The organism is Anaplasma centrale str. Israel (genome assembly GCF_000024505.1).
Classification (GTDB): domain Bacteria; phylum Pseudomonadota; class Alphaproteobacteria; order Rickettsiales; family Anaplasmataceae; genus Anaplasma; species Anaplasma centrale.
Window position 1 is genome coordinate 1,094,124 of sequence record NC_013532.1, and the last position, 21,791, is coordinate 1,115,914.

21 protein-coding genes and 1 tRNA gene are annotated in these 21,791 nt (G+C 51.3%); 3 read left to right on the forward strand and 19 right to left on the reverse strand.

Annotated features, from left to right (window positions below):
• Positions 1 to 61 precede the first annotated feature (61 nt).
• The 8 genes from ACIS_RS04550 to gmk form a co-directional block, all read right to left on the reverse strand.
• Positions 62 to 1,849, reverse strand: coding sequence for a hypothetical protein (locus tag ACIS_RS04550; RefSeq protein WP_012880998.1), 1,788 nt, complete (start codon positions 1,847 to 1,849; stop codon positions 62 to 64).
• A 67-nt stretch (positions 1,850 to 1,916) separates the two neighbouring features.
• Positions 1,917 to 2,738, reverse strand: coding sequence for a hypothetical protein (locus ACIS_RS04555; RefSeq protein ID WP_012880999.1), 822 nt, complete (start codon positions 2,736 to 2,738; stop codon positions 1,917 to 1,919).
• 129 nt (positions 2,739 to 2,867) lie between these two features.
• A complete protein-coding gene (locus ACIS_RS05505; RefSeq protein ID WP_187286243.1) occupies positions 2,868 to 3,023 on the reverse strand; it encodes a hypothetical protein in 156 nt (51 codons plus the stop codon).
• Positions 3,024 to 3,028: 5 nt separating this feature from the next.
• Positions 3,029 to 5,062 (reverse strand): major surface protein 1B-1, encoded by a 2,034-nt coding sequence (locus ACIS_RS04560; protein ID WP_012881000.1) that lies wholly within the window; start codon positions 5,060 to 5,062, stop codon positions 3,029 to 3,031.
• Positions 5,063 to 5,471: 409 nt separating this feature from the next.
• A tRNA-Val gene (locus ACIS_RS04565) sits at positions 5,472 to 5,547 on the reverse strand.
• Between the two features lie 27 nt (positions 5,548 to 5,574).
• Positions 5,575 to 6,474, reverse strand: a complete 900-nt coding sequence (locus tag ACIS_RS04570) for a bifunctional 5,10-methylenetetrahydrofolate dehydrogenase/5,10-methenyltetrahydrofolate cyclohydrolase (protein ID WP_012881001.1) — start codon at positions 6,472 to 6,474, stop codon at positions 5,575 to 5,577.
• 149 nt (positions 6,475 to 6,623) lie between these two features.
• Positions 6,624 to 7,694, reverse strand: coding sequence for a polysaccharide deacetylase family protein (locus ACIS_RS04575; protein ID WP_238523274.1), 1,071 nt, complete (start codon positions 7,692 to 7,694; stop codon positions 6,624 to 6,626).
• A 168-nt stretch (positions 7,695 to 7,862) separates the two neighbouring features.
• Positions 7,863 to 8,465 (reverse strand): guanylate kinase, encoded by a 603-nt coding sequence (gene gmk, locus ACIS_RS04580; RefSeq protein WP_029209674.1) that lies wholly within the window; start codon positions 8,463 to 8,465, stop codon positions 7,863 to 7,865.
• Positions 8,466 to 8,781: 316 nt separating this feature from the next.
• Between gmk and ccmC the strand changes: the two genes are divergently transcribed.
• Genes ccmC through ruvB form a run of 3 tightly spaced genes read left to right on the forward strand, consistent with a single transcriptional unit; the run spans position 8,782 to position 11,095 of the window.
• The gene (gene ccmC, locus ACIS_RS04585) at positions 8,782 to 9,534 is read left to right on the forward strand and encodes a heme ABC transporter permease CcmC (RefSeq protein WP_012881003.1); all 753 of its coding nucleotides are present in this window, start codon (positions 8,782 to 8,784) and stop codon (positions 9,532 to 9,534) included.
• A complete protein-coding gene (gene ruvA, locus ACIS_RS04590) occupies positions 9,531 to 10,103 on the forward strand; it encodes a Holliday junction branch migration protein RuvA (RefSeq protein ID WP_010267102.1) in 573 nt (190 codons plus the stop codon). Before ccmC ends, ruvA begins: the two co-directional genes overlap by 4 nt.
• On the forward strand, positions 10,100 to 11,095 hold the full coding sequence (gene ruvB / locus ACIS_RS04595; protein ID WP_010262857.1) for a Holliday junction branch migration DNA helicase RuvB: 996 nt from the start codon (positions 10,100 to 10,102) through the stop codon (positions 11,093 to 11,095). Before ruvA ends, ruvB begins: the two co-directional genes overlap by 4 nt.
• Before the next feature lie 141 nt (positions 11,096 to 11,236).
• On the opposite strand, the gene ACIS_RS04600 is transcribed toward ruvB, so the two are convergent.
• From ACIS_RS04600 to ACIS_RS04650, 11 genes are all read right to left on the reverse strand, one after another.
• Positions 11,237 to 12,418, reverse strand: coding sequence for an MFS transporter (locus ACIS_RS04600; RefSeq protein WP_012881004.1), 1,182 nt, complete (start codon positions 12,416 to 12,418; stop codon positions 11,237 to 11,239).
• 135 nt (positions 12,419 to 12,553) lie between these two features.
• A complete protein-coding gene (thyX, locus tag ACIS_RS04605; RefSeq protein ID WP_010262847.1) occupies positions 12,554 to 13,429 on the reverse strand; it encodes an FAD-dependent thymidylate synthase in 876 nt (291 codons plus the stop codon).
• Positions 13,430 to 14,218 carry a succinate dehydrogenase iron-sulfur subunit gene (locus tag ACIS_RS04610; protein ID WP_010262841.1) on the reverse strand — a complete coding sequence of 263 codons (789 nt, stop codon included), beginning with the start codon at positions 14,216 to 14,218 and terminating at the stop codon, positions 13,430 to 13,432. It abuts the gene before it with no gap.
• Between the two features lie 24 nt (positions 14,219 to 14,242).
• Complete coding sequence (gene sdhA, locus ACIS_RS04615) at positions 14,243 to 16,042, reverse strand: succinate dehydrogenase flavoprotein subunit (RefSeq protein WP_012881005.1); 1,800 nt, start codon at positions 16,040 to 16,042, stop codon at positions 14,243 to 14,245.
• Between the two features lie 270 nt (positions 16,043 to 16,312).
• A complete protein-coding gene (locus ACIS_RS04620) occupies positions 16,313 to 18,034 on the reverse strand; it encodes an ABC transporter ATP-binding protein (RefSeq protein ID WP_012881006.1) in 1,722 nt (573 codons plus the stop codon).
• A gap of 7 nt (positions 18,035 to 18,041) precedes the next feature.
• Positions 18,042 to 18,371 carry a frataxin domain-containing protein gene (locus ACIS_RS04625; protein ID WP_012881007.1) on the reverse strand — a complete coding sequence of 110 codons (330 nt, stop codon included), beginning with the start codon at positions 18,369 to 18,371 and terminating at the stop codon, positions 18,042 to 18,044.
• 142 nt (positions 18,372 to 18,513) lie between these two features.
• Positions 18,514 to 19,806, reverse strand: coding sequence for a serine hydroxymethyltransferase (gene glyA / locus ACIS_RS04630; RefSeq protein WP_012881008.1), 1,293 nt, complete (start codon positions 19,804 to 19,806; stop codon positions 18,514 to 18,516).
• A gap of 25 nt (positions 19,807 to 19,831) precedes the next feature.
• Positions 19,832 to 20,494 carry a 50S ribosomal protein L9 gene (gene rplI, locus ACIS_RS04635; RefSeq protein WP_012881009.1) on the reverse strand — a complete coding sequence of 221 codons (663 nt, stop codon included), beginning with the start codon at positions 20,492 to 20,494 and terminating at the stop codon, positions 19,832 to 19,834.
• Positions 20,495 to 20,508: 14 nt separating this feature from the next.
• Positions 20,509 to 20,793 (reverse strand): 30S ribosomal protein S18, encoded by a 285-nt coding sequence (rpsR, locus tag ACIS_RS04640; RefSeq protein ID WP_049756298.1) that lies wholly within the window; start codon positions 20,791 to 20,793, stop codon positions 20,509 to 20,511.
• A 9-nt stretch (positions 20,794 to 20,802) separates the two neighbouring features.
• Positions 20,803 to 21,132: a 30S ribosomal protein S6 gene (gene rpsF / locus ACIS_RS04645; RefSeq protein WP_012881011.1), complete on the reverse strand. Its 330-nt coding sequence runs from the start codon at positions 21,130 to 21,132 to the stop codon at positions 20,803 to 20,805.
• A 66-nt stretch (positions 21,133 to 21,198) separates the two neighbouring features.
• Positions 21,199 to 21,789, reverse strand: a complete 591-nt coding sequence (locus ACIS_RS04650) for a CvpA family protein (protein WP_012881012.1) — start codon at positions 21,787 to 21,789, stop codon at positions 21,199 to 21,201.
• Positions 21,790 to 21,791 lie beyond the last annotated feature (2 nt).

Here is a 21,791-nt window from a genome sequence, read left to right on the forward strand (position 1 = left end):
TGGATGCAGTGAGTTTTGTCCGGTTGTCCGGGAAGAAGGCGGCACTGCCGCAGCCGGTCTGTTATCTGGAACGTGCGCTTTGTTGCTGTTGTACTGCCGCGGGCTGCTGTTCAATTGACGCGCTAAGCTTCTCCTGTTGCGAGGTGGCGTTTATTGCGCCTGCGAGTTCCTGAACGGCATCTCTTAGCTCGGACTTCTGTGCTACTTGCGCGCTAGTGTCCCGAAGCTGGCTGCTGTTGTCTGTACTCCGAGCTGTAGTAGACAGCCTGCTAACGTCTACGGCAACCTCCGATTGCTCTTCAATCTTAACACCAGCCCTTTCTAGCTTTGCTTCAACCTCAGCAGTGTGCTCTGCAAGAGGGTTATGATCCCTAGCATCTTTTTCCTGCACTATACCCTTGCTCTCAATACCAGTAGAGTGAGCAACGCCGGGCTGGGCCTTAACATTGTCTGCTACACTCGCAGTCCGATCGGGCGGTGTAGGCGGCGCACCAAAAAGGTCCATCACGGTCTTGACAACCTTGACAGCCTTCTGAACCATATTCAACACGAGCTTCAGGAAACCAGGCACCCTTTTGCCTGCAGCTTCGAGATCCTTTACTTCCTTCTCGAGGATCTTCTCCTTCTCTATAATGCTTTCTTTGATATCATTGTTAGCCACTACTCCGCGGTCTCCCGGAGCCTTGGCCTTCACGGACGCTTCGTTGTTGGGCACAGTGCTGCCGCGTTCAGTCAATTTAGATATGAGTTCTGCATTGCGCTCTGCACGACTCTCCGCTTCTTTCGCTAGGGCCCTCTCCCTATTCATAATACCTTCCTTGATCTTATCACTGACCGCTACTCCGCTGCTTTCCAGGGCCTTCACAGACGCTTCGTAGTTGCGCTGGGTTATTAACTCCTTGAACTTCGCATCACGTTCTGCGCGAGCCCCTGCTATTTGTTCACGTCTAATCGCTGCTGCTTCCTCCATAGCTTTCCCAGCAGCATCTATGTCTTTGAGTACGCGGTCGCGTACAACCTTCTGCTCTTGATCAATTTCTTGCTTAGTCTTGGTAGCAGGCTTTTGCTGCTCGTTTTTAGGTAGCACGATCGGCGCATCAAAATTGAATGTATCAGGATTCAACCCTGCTTTTATATGCGCGGTAAGCAGCTCTTCAGCACGTAAAAGTTTCCATGCGGACACCCTGGTCGCGTCAGGAAACAGTTGTGCCATAACCTTCGGGTATTCGCTTGCACCTGGAAGTTCTCTTATAGTCTTCGGAATGGGAAACATGAACCCGGGACTATTAGGGTCCTCATATTTTACTTGTCGCTGTGCCCTTGCTTCTTCTGCTTGGACTTTTGCATGACTTTCCTTCACCTTCTGCGCAAACTGCTGCGCTTCGTCAGAGTCTGGGTTGAGTGCTGCTCGTCTTAGTTGATGTGTAAGGTTTTGTCTATCTTCCTTGGTAAAGTCTTCACCTTTGCGCAGGGCTTCTTGCCTTAGTACCCTCTGATGTGACACCACCTGGTCTTCGGTGATGCCCAGTTTCCCCATACCACCATAGAACTTGTCCATGTATTCACGAGTTCGCTTCTCCGCGAATCGTGATATGGCACCAATCTCAGATGCTGTAAGGGGTGTTGCCTGTCTAGTTTCAGATTCTGTGGGACGTGTTGCCCGTCTAGTTGCGGCAGTGTCCTTGACTGAAAGCTTGATACCAGCTGCTTCTAGCTTTGCTTCAGCACTACCCTCTTCGAGAGCTTTCTTACTCTTGAGTGCAGACTTAACCCCCTTTGCAACAGGATCTGATGGGTTTACGTTCCCACCGGTTGCTACAGGCTCCCGCCTTTCAACTTCAGTCGACATACCGAATACCAAAACTACCGCCTAAATTGTGGACAGAAAAATCCTTTTTCTGTCCCTAGTCGCAAACTTAACATCTACCCTGCGCGCCGCGTGTAGCCCGCTTATCAACACGGCAAGAATGAAGGGGGGGGGGGGAGGATTCTTGCACTGTATGTCTCCCACCATCAGACTTAGACGGATTCAGCTCTTCGAGCCCTACACCGGCTTCTTCTGGCTTTGCTGCAACCCGGGCAGCACGCTCTGCTAGGGGACCATAACCAAAACGCCCTCCCGCAGCCCCAGCAGCTTCCATGACATCTCCTTGAGCCAACATACGCTGCTGGAGGAGCTCAGCAATCTCATCACGATGCCGTAGCATGAACTCATCGTGCAGTCGTCGCTCGTACCTCTTTACCACCTCACGAGTATCCACACCTTTCTCGCGGATGCTGATGGCCTCCCTGACCTCATCACTGACCGCTACCCCGTGGTCCCTCAGAGCCTTTACGGATGCTTCGTAGTTATGCTGGGCTACTTCATCCTTGAATCTTGCGTTTCGTCTTGCACGGTCCCTTGCTCGTTCCGCGCGTCTGGTCCCTATGGAATCCAGCTTCTTCTGTAGGTCACCTACCGTATGGACAGCAACCTCAGGACCCGCAGATTTAGCCTGTCGTACCTCTGCGCCGAGGACTGTGTCATGGCTTTCCTTCACCTTCTGCGCAGACTGCTGCGCTTCGTCAGAGTCTGGGTTGAGTGCTGCTCGTCTTAGTTGATGTGTAAGGTTTTGTCTATCTTCCTTGGTAAAGTCTTCACCTTTGCGCAGGGCTTCTTGCCTTAGTACCCTCTGATGTGACACCACCTGGTCTTCGGTGATGCCCAGTTTCCCCATACCACCATAGAACTTGTCCATGTATTCAGTTCACCTCCGCCTTTCAACTTCAGTCGACACATCGAATACCAAAATCACCACCCAAAATCGGGGACAGAAAAGGATTTTTCTGTCCCCAGCTATGCAACCTAGGATCTACCCTGCACGCCCCTACTCAGAGCGCCCATTTGCCGCTGCAGGCATCTCCGCCACTGTGTCACTACCTGAACCCGCTTCTAGGGTCTCCTCGCAGCCTACCAGAGGCTGCGAGGAGGACTTGTGTTGAGTACCCTTGGCGCTGCCCAGCCTACAGTTTCTAGCGGACACCCCTTTTACCTACTCATACCTGATGACTGTTGATGCCCCTGTGCGGCAGCAACTTCTGCGGCATTTAATGGGGCAACCTGTCCTTCTGCTGCCTCTACTGCACCAGTAAAGCCTTCAGCTGCTTCTTTGAGGGCATCTTGATCAATGCCCTCTATACCATCCTTGGATTGTGATGCTTGCTCTACACCTCTGTCTTGTGCTGGTTTTTCAACAGTACTGTCCATAGCTGCGCCTTCTATAGCTGCGATTACAGCTTCTAGCTCAGGTGCTTGTCCATTTTGTACAGCTGAAACTACAGATTTTATAGCATTGTCTACAGCTTCACGCTCTGCAGGTGTAGCTTTGGCAGCCAGGTCTTTTGCGTCTTGGCCAGGTTCTTCCTCCACAACTGCTGCGAGAGCTTGAGCGCCGTATCCTAGACGCCTTGCAACTGAAGATATGCTAGGAGCTGGTCGTTCAAGACGTTGTGCTTCCTCTGTAGTTATTACACCTGCGTTTTTCAGGTTAGTTACTAGGGAAGGAGCTTTTGCTGCATCTAAAGCTACTTCTGTCTTCTGTATCTTTGTAGCTTCCCGGTTAATAGCTTCCTCTACAGCGTCGTATGAGCCGATTGGGGCAGCTAGGCCTGTTACAAACTCCTTGATGGAGTTATATACTGCTTCTATGCCCTGCAGCAGCAGGTTACGGGTTTCAGCACTGAAGCCCTGTCTTATGGCAGCGACTGCATAAACTCCGGCATTTGTCATGGCTTGACCAACAGCATTGAACTTAGCCATGATGCTTTGGTTGGTCTCTTGTACGCCTTCCTTGATCTTGTATAAGCCTTCTTCTACAGAACCCTTGATGGCGTTATGAACTGGTGTGAATATGTACTGGAAGCCTGCTCCCACTGCCACGAGTGCACCACTTACAGCTGTGACCAGCTCTGAAGCTGCGAGACCGCGAGCCGCATCACTCATCTGGTCATCTACGAATTTTTCTGCCTTCTCTATCTTGTTTTGTATCCAAGCATCAGCAGTGGGACTGATCCCCATTGCTGCAAACATTGGTAGGCTCACCACAGGTACCATAGCAGTCAGGATTGCTGCTGTACATAGGGCGCCTACACCAGCAATCTTTGCGGCGTTACCTATGAACTTACCAGTTATAGCCAAGCCTTCCCAGGTAGCCTGAGCTGCATCTGCAATCTTTTGACCTATTGTGTTTAATGCCTTGTAGAATGCATTGCTTTCCACACCTTTTGGAGACCATGCTTCGCCTTCGCCTTCCTTAGCCGCCGCTTCAAGCTCCTGCTCACCCCTACTAACTGCTGTGCCCAGGGCGTCAACCTCTTGCCAAGCGCTAAACCATTTTTGCGATGCTGCTTCAAGCTTCTCACGACACTTCTCTAGACCCTTACCAGCAACCTTGCCCATGGGGCCTTCTTGCACTGCCTTGAGACCATGGGTAATGTCGCTAAGGCTGCGCCAACACATTGATGTACCTAGGCCGGATAGTTCCAGACCTGCCTTGACTAGCTCAACGTCTTTTGCTTCGACACCCTGTGCTACCTTGGCCTGACCTTCCCCGACCATGTGCATACCACGGCCGAGCATTTCCACACCCTCATCAATGGTGTGCTTCAGCCCTGTCAGACCATAGGCCGTTGCCCTGCCAAATTCTTTCTTCTCCTCTCCTGTTTGGGGCTCTGTAATCTCCATGTCCGCAGGAAGATCGACAGAATCCATAAATGGCATGTTGTCAATGTCTGCAGGCTCAAATGCTTTTCCTGAGGACTTTCCTGTTATTGCAGCGCCTAGCCGTTGCAGTGCTGCGGTTGCTTTTGCACGTAATGCCGCTGAACCTGTGAGGTGGTTGAATTTATTATTTGTCTCCTTAACAAGAGCTGCTTTGGTTTCTAGCTCCTTCTGCAGAGCATCCAAGTTCGTCATGCGCTGCCGGGTGAGTTTAGAGATGTTGTCCAGCTTTTTGATCCCCTCATTATTTTTGCCAAATGCTGCTCTAAGCGCCTGCATCACTTGTTGTTTATCTTCGTCCATGTCTTTTGCCCCCAGGTCCAAACGTAACTAATATTACCAGTTATGCTCTTTTTTAACCGCACCCAGATTGTCTTGGGTTCAATGCAATCAACTTTTGGGTGTAGTTTTGGCCGTATCTCCATAACTAGCGCGTCCCCACGGCCTGGCGCCGGCACCGCGCCCGCGGCGCACGCCAAGCCGCCGGAGCATCCTCGCGCACAGGTCCACAGACCCACGCGCAGAACGGGGCTCAAGCTCACAGGAAGTATAGTGGTAATTTTATTAACTAAATATGAACCCCAAAGCTGTCACAACCAGCTTACGCACAACTTTGGAGACACCTAAACAAGTGCAAAGCGCGGGCAAAGCCCGAGTTTGAGTGCGTGAATAGAAACCACAAGCAACCAAAAAGAGCGGCAAGAACCTTGAATGGTGGGCAGTAACAGACTCGAACTGCTGACTTCCTCGGTGTAAACGAGGCGCTCTACCAACTGAGCTAACCGCCCCCGCAGAATGCTAAACCATAACGACAACTACTGCAACAGAGAACTTTTTATATCTCCATAAGCAACGCCACATTGCTTGCACGCCCCTAAAACCGTGTTCACCAGAAGAAACGCTATGGTCATCGGCCCCACGCCTCCGGGGACTGGGGTTACCGAGCATGGAACATCCTGCAAACCTTCGAACTCAACATCTCCAACAAAGCGCTTCTTGCCGCTCTCTTCTACAAGGTTTATGCCAACATCGACAACTGTTGCCCCAGGCTTGATCCAGGAAGCCTTAATGAAGCGGGCCTTGCCCACTGCTGCCACAATTATATCTGCCCGCAAACAATGCTCTTCAAGATTACGGCTGGCAGAGTGTAGCACAGTCACCGTACAATTTTCGTGGAGGAGCAGCAATGCAACCGGCTTTCCCACTATGTTTGAGCGCCCTACAACCACCGCGTTGCTACCGGCCAGATCTTGTTTTACAGTTTTTATCAGATGGATGCACCCCTGCGGAGTACATGGGATCATACAATCCAGCTGACCAGTGGCTAGCTTGCCAGCGTTGGCATTGTGAAACCCATCAACGTCTTTCTCGGGGCTGATGGCGTTAATCACCAGCTCTTTATCTATATGCCTTGGTAGGGGCAGCTGCACCAAAATACCGTGCACTGCCGCGTCTCTGTTTAGCTCATCAATGATGCGCAACAGCTCCTCCTGGGAGGTATCATGCTCAAGGGCAATAGTCCGGGACTGCAGGCCGAGCTCCTCTGCCTTGCGCTGCTTATTGCCTACGTACAGCTTACTCGCCGGATCATCCCCAACAATGACCACCACCAAGTGTGGTACTATTCCATGTTCTGCCTTAAGTCGATCAACAGATACACGCAACCTGTCTAGCAAACCCCGTGCGACCAGTTTACCGTCTATTATTTCACGCACTAAACCCCCAAAAGACCGCAAAAACAGGCATGAGGGCCAGGGAATTCAAAAAACCGCACCGAGAGTGCACCCCACTACCTACCAAATGTACCCGGACAAGCGCACTACGGCAGGCTGCCCCACCAAAACAGCGGCCATCACAGGACGGACTACCCACTGCCCGCGGGTTTGTGCCCATTGGGAGGCGGATGCGCGGTGCCATAGTTCAGATACCTGTTGTCCAGGAAGACATTATCCCCAGGATGCCTGAAGTAGCCCTCAGTATGAACATTTGGGCTTCCCATGTCAAGCAGCTCCGTAACCGTAGCGAAACTGTACCCCTCTTTTTGCAAAAAACCCACAATCACCTTTAGATTCTCAAGCGTGTGCGGGGGAACCGAAGTTGCGTGCATTAGCAAAATCGACCCCCTGCGTATGCCCATTTCCGACACAAATTTATCGGAGATCCGCTCCCACTCGGGCACTACAACGTCCCATTGCACAATCCTAACCCCAATTTTACGCAAAAGGTCAAGATTCGCGTCTGCCACCCTACCGTAAGGTAGCCTAAACAAGCTAAGACCATTGGGAATTTTTTCAAACTCCTCATGCGATATGCCATCATGCAATCGCGCACCGACAGCGCTTCTGAGTATCTCATACTGCCTTTCAGTGCACATGACCTGCTCGGTTGCATCCCTTACGGGCAATAGCGCAAAATTTCCGTGAGTCCACGCATGATTACCTATTTCAAACAGTGGGTCCGCAATGAGCTGCATCGCCCTTTCTGGGTGCGTCTTCATCCATTTTCCACCGAGAAATAGCGTAGCGGGAATGCCGCGTTGCCTGAGAAAATCGATCACCCCGCCGTCATAGCCGGCAGTTTTGGTAGAAAGTTCGCAAAAATCGAACGTTAGAGCCACAACTTTCCCCACATCTGGGCGCAGCGAGACAGACCTAATATTCCCCCATACGCCATTGCTTTCCCCCTGGGCCCGAAGCGGCGTGCACCCACCGTCCGGCAGCGCCAAATCTGGCTGGTGGTAACTAGAAACCTTGCTTTCCTCTTCCGTACCACGGAGCTGCGCATCCGTCCAGATAGCGTCCATCACGGCCCGGGAGCCAAATTTGCCGCCATAGCCGGCATCTTGCACGTGCGCGGCACCGCACATCGGGAAGACAGCAGCGAATATCGCGAAAACGACCGGCCATACCGCCGACTTGCCACTGGCTGGAAACACACCACAGCACGCCCGAACCACACGGGCAACCACAACTGCCATACTTGCTCAACTTCTGATTGTCTTAGACTTGTAGCACGACACCCCGGAAGCCGCAATGCTTATTTGCGGAACACGAACCCGCATAGCGAGCACCGCAGTAAATTTCTCAAGCCGCGACAGCCCGTATCACAACGGGAAGTTTTTGTCTATAAGCTCCCTCAACCCCATCTGCCTAGACACCCTCTTGCTCTCTGCACCGATAATACAGCCTATCTTGCGCGCGGTTTCCTCAGCATCTTCGTTGACTATTATGTAATCGTAGCGGTAGCAGTGACTGATCTCGAATGGGGCGCCTTTAAGCCTCTCCCTCGCAACACCATCAATACCGCCTCGGTCGCTCATGCGACGCTCTAACTCATCCATGGAAGGAGGCATCATGAAAACACTCACTACTGATTCTTTCATCGTTTCCATTAGCCTGTAGGCCCCCTGCCAATCGATCACAAACAGTATGTTTTTCCCGCTACTGATGTTTTCTGCCACAAACTTCCGCGGTATGCCGTAGTAATTCCCGAAAACTTTCGCGTGCTCCATCATCTCACCAGATTCGCACATCAGCAAAAACTCCGCTTCGCTGAGGAAAAAGTAGTCCCTACCGTTAACCTCACCCTCCCTAGGAGCCCTCGTGGTTGCGGAAACCGAGCGTATTATGTTGTTATCACTGTTTTTGATGATAAGGTCAGACACGGTGGTCTTGCCGCACCCAGAGGGTGAGGAGAGCACCAGCATTATACCTTCACTTGTCAGCTTTAGGCCCACAACACCCCTGCAATTCCCGTGCCAGAGGCCGCTTATATCATCAACGTGCCCAACTTTCAACCGAAATAAACCCCGGTGCATAGTGTGCTCAGCCCACAACAAGGCTACTATTGCGAAAGCTGCGCGCTCACGTTATAGAAGCGACTGCCGCCACGGCTATCCGCTGCACACCTGCCTTTTCTGCGCACTTACTCATTGAGCCTAATGTGGGTGTGTATCAGCATCGTAGCCACGGTAAGGAGCAGCTGGCCATGGGTAAACTTACTGTTGTCGCTCATAAGTAACTATGCTATCTTCCGGGGATGGGGTAGGTAGCTTCTGGTGCGGTAGCGTGAAGGGTCTTGTTCGTTACTCGTGGGCGGCGTTGCCCTGTCTGGTGTGCATATGCGCCGTCTCGATGGCGGTGGGCCTGTATTGCGCGCTTTATGCCTCACCGCCAGATTATAGGCAGGGTGAGGTCGTGCGCATAATGTATTTGCACGTACCCTCTGCGTGGATTTCGTTGGGGACGTATGCGGCAGTCGCCGTGTTGAGCTTTGTAGCACTAATTAAAAAAAACGCGGGTTTTTTGCTGTCCAGGGCGATGGCACCTGTGGGCGGGTGTTTTACCATGGTGTGTTTGGTCACTGGCAGTGTGTGGGGCAAATACACGTGGGGTGCCTGGTGGGTGTGGGATGCTCGGCTCACCTCAATGTTGCTTCTGCTCTTCTTATATTTGGGATATTCGTGCTTGTGGAATGCGTTTGAAGACCAGGCAAGGGCTTCGAGGGCTGCCGCCTTGTTTGCGGTGTTTAGTGCCATAAACGTACCGATTGTGAAGTTCTCGGTGGACATATGGTCAACCCTGCACCAACCGGCAAGTGTGCTAAGGAAGGGTGGCGTGGCTATTGATTCCTCAATGCTAGTACCGCTATTTGCAATGTTCACCGCTCTTGCATCCCTATTTGGCGTGTTTACGCTGCTTCGCATCAGCACCTTAGTCAGAGCGCGGAAGTGCAGGGCCAGGCTTGCCCGTATCTATAGCCAGGAGGCGCTATGATCGGGACGTTGTCTGGCACGGTCGAAGAGGTTGTGTGCAGCAATCGCATCATACTGTGTGTCGGCGGAGTGGGGTATTTGGTGCAGCTGCCGGGCAGGGTGCTAAGCGGCTGCCAACACGGAGATCATGTTCGGCTGTATATTGAAACCTATGTGGGCAGAGACGGCGTCTCCCAGCTCTATGGCTTTGCAAACAGGGAAGAGCAAAACTGCATGCGGATGCTTATTAAAGTCAGCGGCGTGAACTACAAGACTGCCATGGCAATATTGGACGTGCTGACCCCAGAGCAGGTGTTTTCTGCAATCGTAAGCGAAGATAGGGCTGCTTTAAAGGTTGGTGGCGTGGGAGAAAAGCTCATCAGTAGAATAATTTCCGAGTTGACCCCGCAGGTACAGAAATTTGAGCTCAACAGGTTCGCTGCAACCACTAGAACAGACAGTGAGGCTGTTGCTGCCTTACTCAGCCTGGGGTACGAAAGGACGGCAGCCTTGGGTGCGCTGCAGAAAGTTGGAGTGTGTGACTCCACCGAGGATGCGGTACGCCGCGCACTTTTGGAGTTATCTAAGTGAGCAACGACACATTACACAAATATGAGGCCCTGCCGGAGGACCATCGCAATGTTGCTCTCCGCCCGTGCCTAATAGAAGAGTTTGTGGGGCAGACTGAGGTCATAAAGAATCTCAAGGTCTTCATACAATCTGCGTATGAGAGAAGAGAGCCCATGGACCACGTTTTATTGTATGGCCCGCCGGGCTTAGGTAAAACCACGCTTGCACATATCATCGCAAAAGAACTAAAGGTGAATTTTAGGTCAACTGCCGGGCCTTTGTTGAGCAAAGCAGGTGACTTGGCAGCAATTTTGACCAATCTTCAACCCATGGATGTGTTATTCATAGACGAAATTCATAGGTTGAACAGGAACATAGAGGAGGTGCTATATTCCGCTATGGAGGACTATTGCCTCGACATTGTGGTAGGAGAGGGATGTGGCGCAAGAACTTTGAAAATCGACATCCCCGCTTTCACATTGATCGGCGCTACCACAAGGTTTGGATTGATCTCAAACCCGTTGAGGGACAGGTTCGGCATCCCACTGCACCTGGAGTTTTACTCTGTAGACGAACTCGTGCTTGTGATAAAGCGGGCCGCCGGCGTGATTTGCACTAGTATAGACGATAGCGGGGCGCGGGAGATTGCCTCCAGATCCAGAGGCACACCGAGAATTGCGCTAAGGCTCTTCAGGCGCGTGAGAGACTTTTTAGAGTTTGAGAGGAAGCACGGCACAATAGATGGCAACTTCGCAAATAGCGCGCTGTTCCGCCTGGGAATAGACGGTGCTGGGTTCGACAAAATGGACTTGAAATATCTAAAGTTCGTTTTTGAGGCAAAAGGTCCGGTGGGCATCGACACTATAGCCTCAGCGCTTTCAGAAGACGTAGGCAACATCGAAGAGACTATAGAGCCATATCTAATAAAAACCTGCTTCATCCAGCGCACACCACGCGGCAGGGTGCTCACACAAAAAGGCTTTGAATACCTGCTCAGCAGCAAGTACATATAGGCTCGTGGAAAAAGGGTATGCAACGGCGCGGAGACAACGCTGAGCTTAAGAGCTTAAACTGAGTGGCTGCAATCCTACAGTGCGCGGGGCCTGCCAGCCGGTAGGGTAGGGATTTACTGCTGACCAGCCGCACCATTAGCTCTAAGCTTCGCTCCTCGGCGTACATACGCACAGGATCACTGAAGATATTCCGCAGCATGTGAAAGTCAGCAAACAAATTGGGACTATGGTGCCATTGTAAAACTTGCCGACAACGTACATGCCTACAACTCCAAAAACTGTCTGACAAAAAATAATGAAGGCAGAGGCTGCGCCTTTGTTGCTGACCTCACGAAAGGCCAAAACAGCGCCGTTACTGGCGATAAGTGAAATGCAGAATGAGGAGGGAATCCAGATTGCCTCCACAAGCACAGGTGTAAGAGCGAAGTAGTAATCGGCCATAATCGCCGCCACATCTGATGCCACAGTCAGCACCAAACCTACAGCTATCATTCTTCTCATACCAAACCTGCCCACCAGCTTTACGTTGGCCATAGTCCCGGCAATGAATGACACTCCGCCAATAGCTGCAACATAGCCATAATACTTTGCCTGGAGCCCCATGCCCTCAATAAATACAAATGGCAGAGTTCCCACTGAGGCCAATGTATACGTCATCGTGAGAACCTTGATGAAACAATAGGCAAGAAACCTGCGGTTCCTCAGCAGGGCGACGTACCCGGAAACTATTGTAATCGGATTACACCCCGCACGTCTCTCCGATATTGTCTCTGGAAGCTTGCACACCAACCAGGAAAGGAGTGCTGCGCTCAGGACTATTGACACTACAAAAACTGTTCTCCAACCATATCCATGTTCTATCATGTATGAGGACATGCCGGGTGCAATGAACGCGGAGCCGGTAACAGCACACATGTACATCAAGGATATCCTCTTAGAGCACTCCTCACTAGAATAGGTGTCACATATAATTGCATAGCCCACTACTGCAGAAACTCCCGCACCTACCCCGCAAAAAAATCTGGCAATAATGAGAACAGTTATGCTATTTGCAAAATAGCACCACAGCCCGGTAATAAGGAAGACGGCCATTCCGAAGAGCATGACAGGCCTACGTCCATGCCGGTCAGACATAGGACCGTAAATCAGCCCCGATGTCGAATAGCCAAGCATCTCACAGCTGACTGTAAACTGAGTAACAGTCTGTTCCGCACCAAAAAAAGCCCCCACCTGCGTTAGGTAGTTGGCATACATAGCGTTAGTGATATCAACGAGTACTACAGACAGCACGGCAAGTATGAATGCCAACGAGCTCAGCAGCATACGTACTCCACATGTCTAGTTAAGGAACAGCACATCACGCTTCGCCACAACATTAACAACAAGACTGACCTCAATAGCCCAAGAGGGCCCCTACAAAAAGAACTTCCGCGTGACAGACCACAAATAGTATGCGCATTACTCAGGTTCGCCATCGGGGTACAGTACTGACATGAGCTCGCCCCACTCCCTGCGCCCTAGTCCGCTCTCCTCCATACTCACCTTTTCCCCTTGTAGCATCTTTCTCACAACCACAAGCGCGCTTCTTGATATTGTACTGGATTCCAAGTGGTATTCCACAAATGCGGCGTGCACCATGGGAACCCATAACCTCACTATTTCCAGAATCCTGCTCGCATATTCTCTAATCTCATATTGGGCACCCGCACCAGATCTAAGCGCCAAAAACCTCAGCAAATTGTGCAGATTAACTTTCCAATACCACTGGGTATAGCAATTAATCGTCAGGTTCATTCTGGCAAGCTCCCGCGCTAAGCCCTGCTCCAGCAGGGCTTCGTAATCTTCATACATGAGCTCAGAATTGCGCCTAAAAAGCTCCATAATCCTCTTCGCGGCATCAGCAGGCAACGGCGTTCCCCTGCCCTGTGCGTTGTTTGTTGACTGCTCCGCAATCTGCTTCTCATCCGGAATGTAAAACTCGCGATCCAATACAGAGTACCTAGCAGAATACTCATTTATACTTGCAGTACGGTGCCTTACCCACTGCCTGGCGACAAAAATTGGCAACTTTACGTGAAGCTTAATCTCACACATTTCGAAGGGGGAAGTGTGTGCATGCCGCATGAGGTACCCAATTAACGCGGCATCTTGGCTAGTGCGCTTCGTGCCCCTACCGTAAGATACGCGCGCAGCCTGAACCACGGACTCATCAGAGCCCATATAATCAACAACCCTTACAAACCCTTTATCTAAAACCCTGAGCTCCTGATGCAGGATATCCTCAAGTGCATGCACGACCACACGCTTTGTGTACTCACCCGTTCCTTCTTCCACCTATAACTCCAACCTCTTGAGCATCAGCTGCTTAATTTTAGAGATCGCCTTTGCAGGATTTAAGTCTTTAGGACAGGTTTTTGTACAGTTCATAATAGTGTGGCACCTATACAGTTTAAACGCATCATCAAGGAGCTCCAACCGTTCATCAGTTGCCTCATCCCTGCTATCCGCCAACCACCGATACACTTGCAGCAGAACCGCAGGCCCCAGGTATTTGTCGGAATTCCACCAATAGCTCGGACAGCTTGTGCTGCAGCTAGCGCACAGAATGCAGTCATAAATTCCATCCAGCTTGCTCCTGTCTTCAACACTTTGAAGACGCTCACTAGTGCCGGAAACAGGATCCTTAGCCTTAAGCCACGGACTGACAGACTTGTACTGCGCATAGAAGTCACTAAGATCTGGCACTAGGTCTTTAATTACGTTCATGTGGGGCAATGGGTAGATTTTCACATCCCCTTTGATGTCAGAGATGTATTTTGTACATGCGAGAGTGTTAGAACCGTCAATATTCATCGCGCAGGATCCGCATATGCCCTCTCTGCAGGACCTCCTGAACGTAAGTGTGGAATCCACCTCGTTCTTAATTTTTATCAGCGCATCAAGGACCATCTGCCCGCATTTATCTAAATCGATGTAGAACGTGTCAATCCTAGGGCCTTCATCGTCATCTGGAGACCACCGGTATATCTTGAAGCACCCGACACGCTGCGCGCCCTCCGCCATGTTGTGCACTTTACCCTTAGGATTGATTTTAGAGTTCCGCGGCAGAGATATCTGCACCATTGGCTACACCCCATTAACCACTATCTAGTATACCCTCTTCTGAGGAGGAAACCACTCCACCTCATTTGTAAGCGTGCTGGTAGCAACACTCTTGTAGGCTATCTTCACACCGTGGGTCTTGCTATCGTACCAAGCCATGGTGTGCTTCATCCAGTTTTCATCATCACGCTCCGGAAAATCCTCACGGGCGTGAGCGCCTCTGCTCTCAGTGCGATTCGCAGCACAGTCCATGGTAATCACAGCCTGAGGCAGCATATTGGTTAGCTCAAGAGCCTCCACAAGGTCACTGTTCCAAATCATGCTCCTATCCGAAACAGACATATCTTTCGCCATAGAGGCAACCTCGCGAATTTTCTGTTTCCCCTCATTAAGAATGTCTGCGGTACGGAAAACCGCCGCATGGTCTTGCATCACACGCTGCATGCTATCACGCACCTCGGCAACCCGGGGGCCACCGCGTGAAAAGCGCAGTTTATCAAATCTATCAACAATTGCATCTACGAACGATTCTTCTATCGGCGCGTGGGGAGCACCAGGCTTGATGATTTCCCTGGCCCTAAGCGCAGCCGCTCTGCCAAAGACCACCAGGTCCAGTAGGGAATTAGAGCCCAAGCGGTTAGCACCATGCACAGAAACACATGCCGCCTCGCCGATTGCAAAAAGCCCTGCTACTATCTTTCCCTTTTCCGATAGAATAACCTCCCCATAATAGTTTGTCGGCACCCCACCCATGTTATAGTGTACCGTAGGCAGGACTGGTATAGGATCTTTAGTAACGTCAACACCAGCAAACGTCTTGGCAGTTTCACTGATGCCTGGCAGCCTTTCTTTTATCACCCCAGGGTCAAGATGGGCTATAGACAGAAACACGTGGTCTTTCTTCGGCCCAACACCCCTACCCTCGCGTATCTCCATTGTTATGGCCCTGCTAACAACGTCACGAGAGGCAAGGTCCCGCGCCTTGGGCGCATAGCGCTCCATAAACCTCTCCCCTTCGGAGTTCAGCAGGTATCCACCCTCACCGCGGCAACCCTCGGTCATCAAGCAGCCAGAACCGTATATACCAGTGGGGTGAAACTGCACGAATTCCATGTCTTCCATGGGCAGCCCGGCCCTGGCAGCCATACCGCCACCATCACCAGTGCAGGTATGGGCACTGGTCGCCGAAAAGTATACCCTGCCATACCCACCGGTTGCCAAAACCACCGCGTGCGCGCGGAACCTGTGTAGAGTGCCGTCACACAATGACCACGCAACAACGCCATGACAAGCGCTATTATTAGCGCTCATGATCAGATCTATCGCAAAATACTCAACAAAAAACTCTACCTTATATTTTAGGGCCTGCTGATACAAAGTGTGCAATATGGCATGCCCAGTTTTGTCCGAGGCAGCACAGGTACGCACGGCCATCTTGCCTTTGCCATATTCTGTAGTCATACCCCCAAACGGACGCTGGTATATTTTGCCATCTTCAGTTCTCGAGAAGGGAACCCCATAATGCTCAAGCTCAACAACCGCTTCCATAGCATGCTTGCACATATACTCGATGGCATCTTGATCACCAAGCCAGTCAGACCCCTTAACGGTGTCGAACATATGCCACCGCCAGTCATCCTCAGAAATATTACCAAGCGCCGCACTGATGCCACCCTGGGCAGCCACGGTATGGCTACGGGTGGGAAAAACCTTAGACACACACGCCACGGATAGGCCCGCAGCGGCCATGCCGACAACCGCACGTAGCCCGGCACCCCCCGCGCCAACAACCACAACATCATACTCGTGGTCTACAATTTTATATGCCGACCCAGGTGCTCCCACAGCGCAAAACGCAAAATCACAAACGACCTCAGCGTACCATAATAACCCCCACAGTCAACAACAACTTTGGTCCCACCGCCCGCAATCAGTACCGCGCTAGCTCGCTATAGCAGCCTTAGGTTGGCACAAAACTCACCCACACTGGGACTTTTCTTCCTTGGACGTTTTTATCAGTATCTCATTAACCAACCACAACTTTGCCGACATAACGCGTAAAAACTTGGCTGGCCTCCAACTGCACCGGCGCAACTCAAAAGCGTGTACAGCCGCCTATCCCCTATACTGCAAAAGCTGCAGCTTAACCAGCCTGGCATATAAGCTGTTTTCGTCCTGTATGAGTGAGTCATGCGTGCCAACCTCTTTGATCGCCCCGTCGTCTAATACAACTATTTTATCCGAGTTGGCTACAGTGGAGAGCCTATGCGCTATGGTAATCATGAGCTTGCCTTGCATCAACTCACACAATGCTGCCTGCACCTTGCTTTCATTATCGGAATCCAGAGCCGAAGTCGCTTCGTCCAATATCAAAACTTCTGGGTTCCTCAATATGGCTCTGGCTATCACTATTCTCTGCTTCTGTCCCTCCGATAAGCATATTCCCTTCTCACCAACGAAAGTGTCAAACTTGTTTGGGAGAGTGTGTATAAAATCCGCAATGCTAGCCCTTTCCGCCGCTTCCTCCAGTTGCCTATTGGTGTAGGTACGGTCGGCCCCGTAGGCTATGTTATCAAGTATGGTGCCGGAAAATATCACTGGGCTTTGTGGAACTACGCAGAAAAGCGAGCGTAGGCTGCGTAAGGAAATCTTCCTGATATCCACCCCGTCGATGGTTATGCTTCCGGAGCTGACATCATAAAACCTCAGGAGCAAGTCAGTAATCGTGCTCTTTCCCGCACCAGAATACCCCACTATTGCCACTCTCTCACCACTATGCATAGTAAGGCTTACGTTCCGCAGCGCTGGTGTGTCTGTTTTGCTCGGATAGAAGAACGTGACGTTGTGCATCTCGACTGCCCCCTTGACTGCATTAACGTCCACACAATCCTCGGCATCTGACATTCCCACATCAATGCACAATAGCTGTAGTACGTCTTCGGCAATCCTGGCGGCCTTCTGCAGATCTTGGATATTGTCCCCTATGCCGTTCACCGCACCGGCGGCAAGTACTGCATAAAAAACGAACGATAAGAGAGACCCGGCGCTCATGCTCTGGACACTCACCTCTTTGATGCCCATCCATAAGACAACGCCGACAGACCCGGCAGCCGCGGAGAGAATCAGGGTCACCAACAGTGCCCGCCATAGTAAATATTTCCCGGCAATACGGAAGTTTTCGTCTAACAAATTGGCAAACTTGGCTCTTGCATGATCTTCGGCCGTAAACGCTTGGATAACCCCGATACCCCTGCACGTTTCCTCGCCAAAATGGGCTAACTGCTCAACCCTTCCCCGCAAAAGACGAGAGAAATGTCGCACACGCCTGCCTAACAACGCAACAATTGCCCATAGAATCGGCAACATGCAGACTATATACCCAGTAAGCTTTATGTTGGTATGCGCGAGCATGGTTGCGCTACCTATGAGAACAGTCGTGTTCCGAAAAATCACCAGCATACTACCGCTCAGAATGGCCTGCAGCATGGCCATGTCAGTTGTTAATCTGCTCATTAACACCGACGTGCTGGTATTTTCCAAAACGCTCTGAGATAAAACGACGATTTTGTCATATATCTGCTTTCGCAAGTCACGCACCACGAGCTCAGCTCCGCGCCCTGAAAGCCAGACCCGCAAAAACGAGCTTGTCGACATCGTTGCAATCAGAAAAAAAATAACTGTCAGCGGCCTGGAGTCTGAGGTCGAACCAACGGCGTCGACCAGCGCGTTCATGCTGTGTCCCAAGGCGAGTATGGCCCCAGAAGAGGTAATCACCGCAAGGTATGACAGCAAGAAATACAAAAAGTGTGGCCGTATATAGGAGAGCAGCGCCTTCATGGCACACCTATTGCTCTCGAAGGCCAAAGGCGGCGCATATATCCTGTTTAACAAAGGAAAGCAGCTCACGCGCATTTTGCGTATCACGCCACAATGCATCATCTGCGTTGTAAGAGAAACGCACCGATCCGCTAATTGGAGATGCAACCCATATTTGCGATGAGGGCTGATGCCAACTTATCAGGTATACGAGCCCATCGCACGTAGCCTCGATTATTCCATCACCCGCGTCACACTCGATGCGCCCCTCAACATCAACTTGCTCGATCATGGACAGCAAAGAATCCAAAGCATCTCGTGCCACAACTTTTAAATCAGAAGTCGGACTGCTTTTCATCACGGAACACACCTCACACCATAAACGCCCCAGAGGCCACCATAGCGATGCAACCGACCACGAGCAGCCGCCACGGCGCTACACTTGCATCGTCTAGCAACCCCACAAACGCGAGGAGCCCCGACCAACGCACATGAGGCTATTAGCACACCTCACACACAGGAAACGCCGACATGGGAAGGCTGCGCACTAGGCCATTTACTTCGCGCCTAACCTCTGCTTCCGCCGCAGACATTTTTTCTTGACCCAAAGAACAAGCATTAACAACCTTCGCAACCAAGCGCCCTATGCTTTCAAACTCAGGTACTCCAAGCCCGCGCGAGGTTTCAGCAGCAGAGCCCAGCCTTATTCCGGAAGTAACCCAGGGTTTTTCTGTGTCAAAGGGAACCGCATTCTTGTTGCACACAATACCGGCTCTTTCCAAGGAGGAAGATACTTCCCTGCCGGTTACACCCTTTGATCTCAGGTCAAGTAGCACGATGTGGCTATCAGTCCCGCCCGTGACAACATCCAGCCCCTCGGAAGACAAAACACCAGCAAGAACGCGGGAGTTTTCTAGCACCTGTTGGGCGTATAGCTTGAAATCCGGATGCAGAGCCTCTTTGAACGCCACCGCCTTCGCCGCTATCACATGCATCAGCGGGCCACCCTGCATTCCAGGAAACACGGACAGCCTTATCTTTTTGTGTATTTCTTCATCGTCAGTCATTATAACGGCGCCCCTAGGCCCCCGGAGGGTCTTATGGGTGGTGGAAGTAACGACATGCGCGTGCCCAAACGGTGATGGATAGCAGCCACCAGCAATCAGCCCCGAATAGTGAGCTATGTCCGCAAGCAAATATGCCCCCACCTTATCTGCGATGGCCCTAAAAGCGGCAAAGTCTATCCTTCGCGGGTATGAAGACGCCCCGGCAATAATCAATGAGGGTTTGGCAGACAGGGCAAGAGCCTCCACCTCATCCATATCTATGAGCCCCGTATCGCGATTGACCCCATAAGACACGGCATTAAACCACCGCCCCGAAACATTAGGGGCCGCACCGTGGGTTAAGTGTCCTCCGCAATCCAGGGACATGCCAAGAATAGTATCACCAGGTTTCAAGAGCGCCATAAAAACCTGCTGGTTGGCCTGGGAGCCAGAGTGTGGCTGCACATTAGCAAATTTACACCCAAAAAGCCTGCAGAGACGCTCAATGGCTAGGTTTTCCACAACATCAACAACGGCGCAACCGCAGTAGTACCTGCTACCCGCATATCCCTCAGCGTATTTGTTAGTTAGCACAGAACCCTGGGCCTGCAAGACCGCACGACTCACAAAATTTTCCGACGCGATCATCTGCAGCAGCGTGTTCTGCCTTTCTAGTTCCGCCGACATGCTGTCTGCGACCTCGGCGTCAAACACCCCTATATCAACATTGCCAATGTACCCAACCATAAACCCCTACAAATATCGTCGTATCTTAAGTAGAGGGCATTTCTTCCCCATCGGAAGCGTCGCCAGCGCCCTCATCACGGCCCTCACCGCCGTCGGCACCATCCGCATCATCTGCATGGTCATCCACCGGGCTTGAATCCTGCTGCTCAGCAGCCGCAACATCTTCTGCCTGCTCAACCTCGGCAGCTGCAGCCGCTTGGTCTTCGCTCTTGGCAATTCCTAGTCTGACCCTCTCAGCCTCAGATTCATTCCTGACCACATGCAATTGCAACGTAGCAACCAAATCGGCGTGCAACTCTACGTTTATCTCATACTCTCCAGTGCGCTTTATCATCTCACCGAAAGATACGCACCTCGGCTGAATATCGTACCCGAGATCACAAAGCAACTTGGACACATCTCTAACGGTCACAGACCCGAACAACTTACCGTCATCGGAGGACTGTCTGACAATGATGAGGCGCTCAGCTCCCAGAGACTTGGCCACCCCCTCAGCTTCCGCAAGTTTCTTGTTGTTCTCCTCTTCTATGAGGGCGAGCTTTTGTTCTAAAAGCGCGACATTATCCTTAGTGGCGCGCACCGCCTTGCCATCTGCCAAAAGATATCGCGCATAGCCCGGCTTGACCTTGGCGATCTCACCAGCCTTACCAAGACCCCTAACGCTGGATTTCAAAATTACCGATAACATCCAAAAACCACAAATCAGCAATACGGCAATAGAGCGAGGAACCTAGCCCGTTTAACCGCACGCGCCAGGAGCTTTTGCTTCTTGGAGGATACCGAAGTTATCCTACTCGGCAATATCCGACCATACTCAGAAACAAACTTAGAAAGCAGCGCCCTATTCTTGTAATCTATATCTTCGTCGGGACATTGGGCCAGAGGACACGACCTCGATTTTCTAAAGTATGGCCTCTTAAGATATACCAGCGGGGAGTGCGCAGCGCCATTTTCCCCCTTACCACCGTTTTTGTTCCCTTGCAGCACAGACACCCCCTAATCTTGATCAGAACCCATCATGGCGGACTTACCTTCACACACCTTGTCCACCTTCAAACACAAAAACCTCAGCACATCCTCATTCAACCTTACCTTGCGCCGGAACTCGTCCATCGCGGAGGGATCAGCACGTATGTACATCATGCAGTAATGTCCCTTGTTGTTCTTTGCTATGCTGTAGGCAAAATCCAGAAGCCCCCAGTACTCATACTTGACGAGCTCAGCACCTATCTTAACCAGCAGTGCAGACAGGCCCTTAGAAAGACCCTCCAACTCGTACTGCGTGAGACCCTGCTGCGCGATAAAAGCGAACTCATAAATAGGCACTAAAAACCCCCGCCAAAAAAACCTACCGGCGTATTATATATGACCGCGGTACACAATCAAGAAATATCATGGCTGCTCCCCGTCATCGTACTCGAAATCATTCCCCTGTCCCTTGCCAAGTAACTCGCGCGCAACCACGCCTATCCTGTCGTACGCAAGTTCCGGAATGACGCCTCCCATGTATTCACTCGCAGCAGAAAAGAAATTGTACGAATACGTGTTAGCAAACCACGCAGGCAACGTAACTTCAGCGTCTTCTTCTGTGGATCGCGGCGCAAACGCGTATAGGAAGGTCTCCATGATAAAAAACGCACAATAGGCAACCACCAGACCTTTAGCAACACCCACAATTAGTCCTGCAGTCTTATCTAATGCATTATGCCTCAAGGGGGAGAGGAGCCGCACCACCACACCATTTACCAAGACTACACAAGTCATAACCCCAACGAATACAGTAACGCCTGACAGGACCCCCGCCAAGATTTCCGAATGTACACGTGCGCCATAAATCTCAGAAAAATAGTCACTATAACTTGCAGTCAACACTATCGCTATCACCATCCCGGCAATGCCGAATACTTCTTTTATGAACCCTCTAACAAACCCCAAAGTGGCTAGGGACAGCACAACAAGCGCCATTGTAGCGTCTAGAACCATGG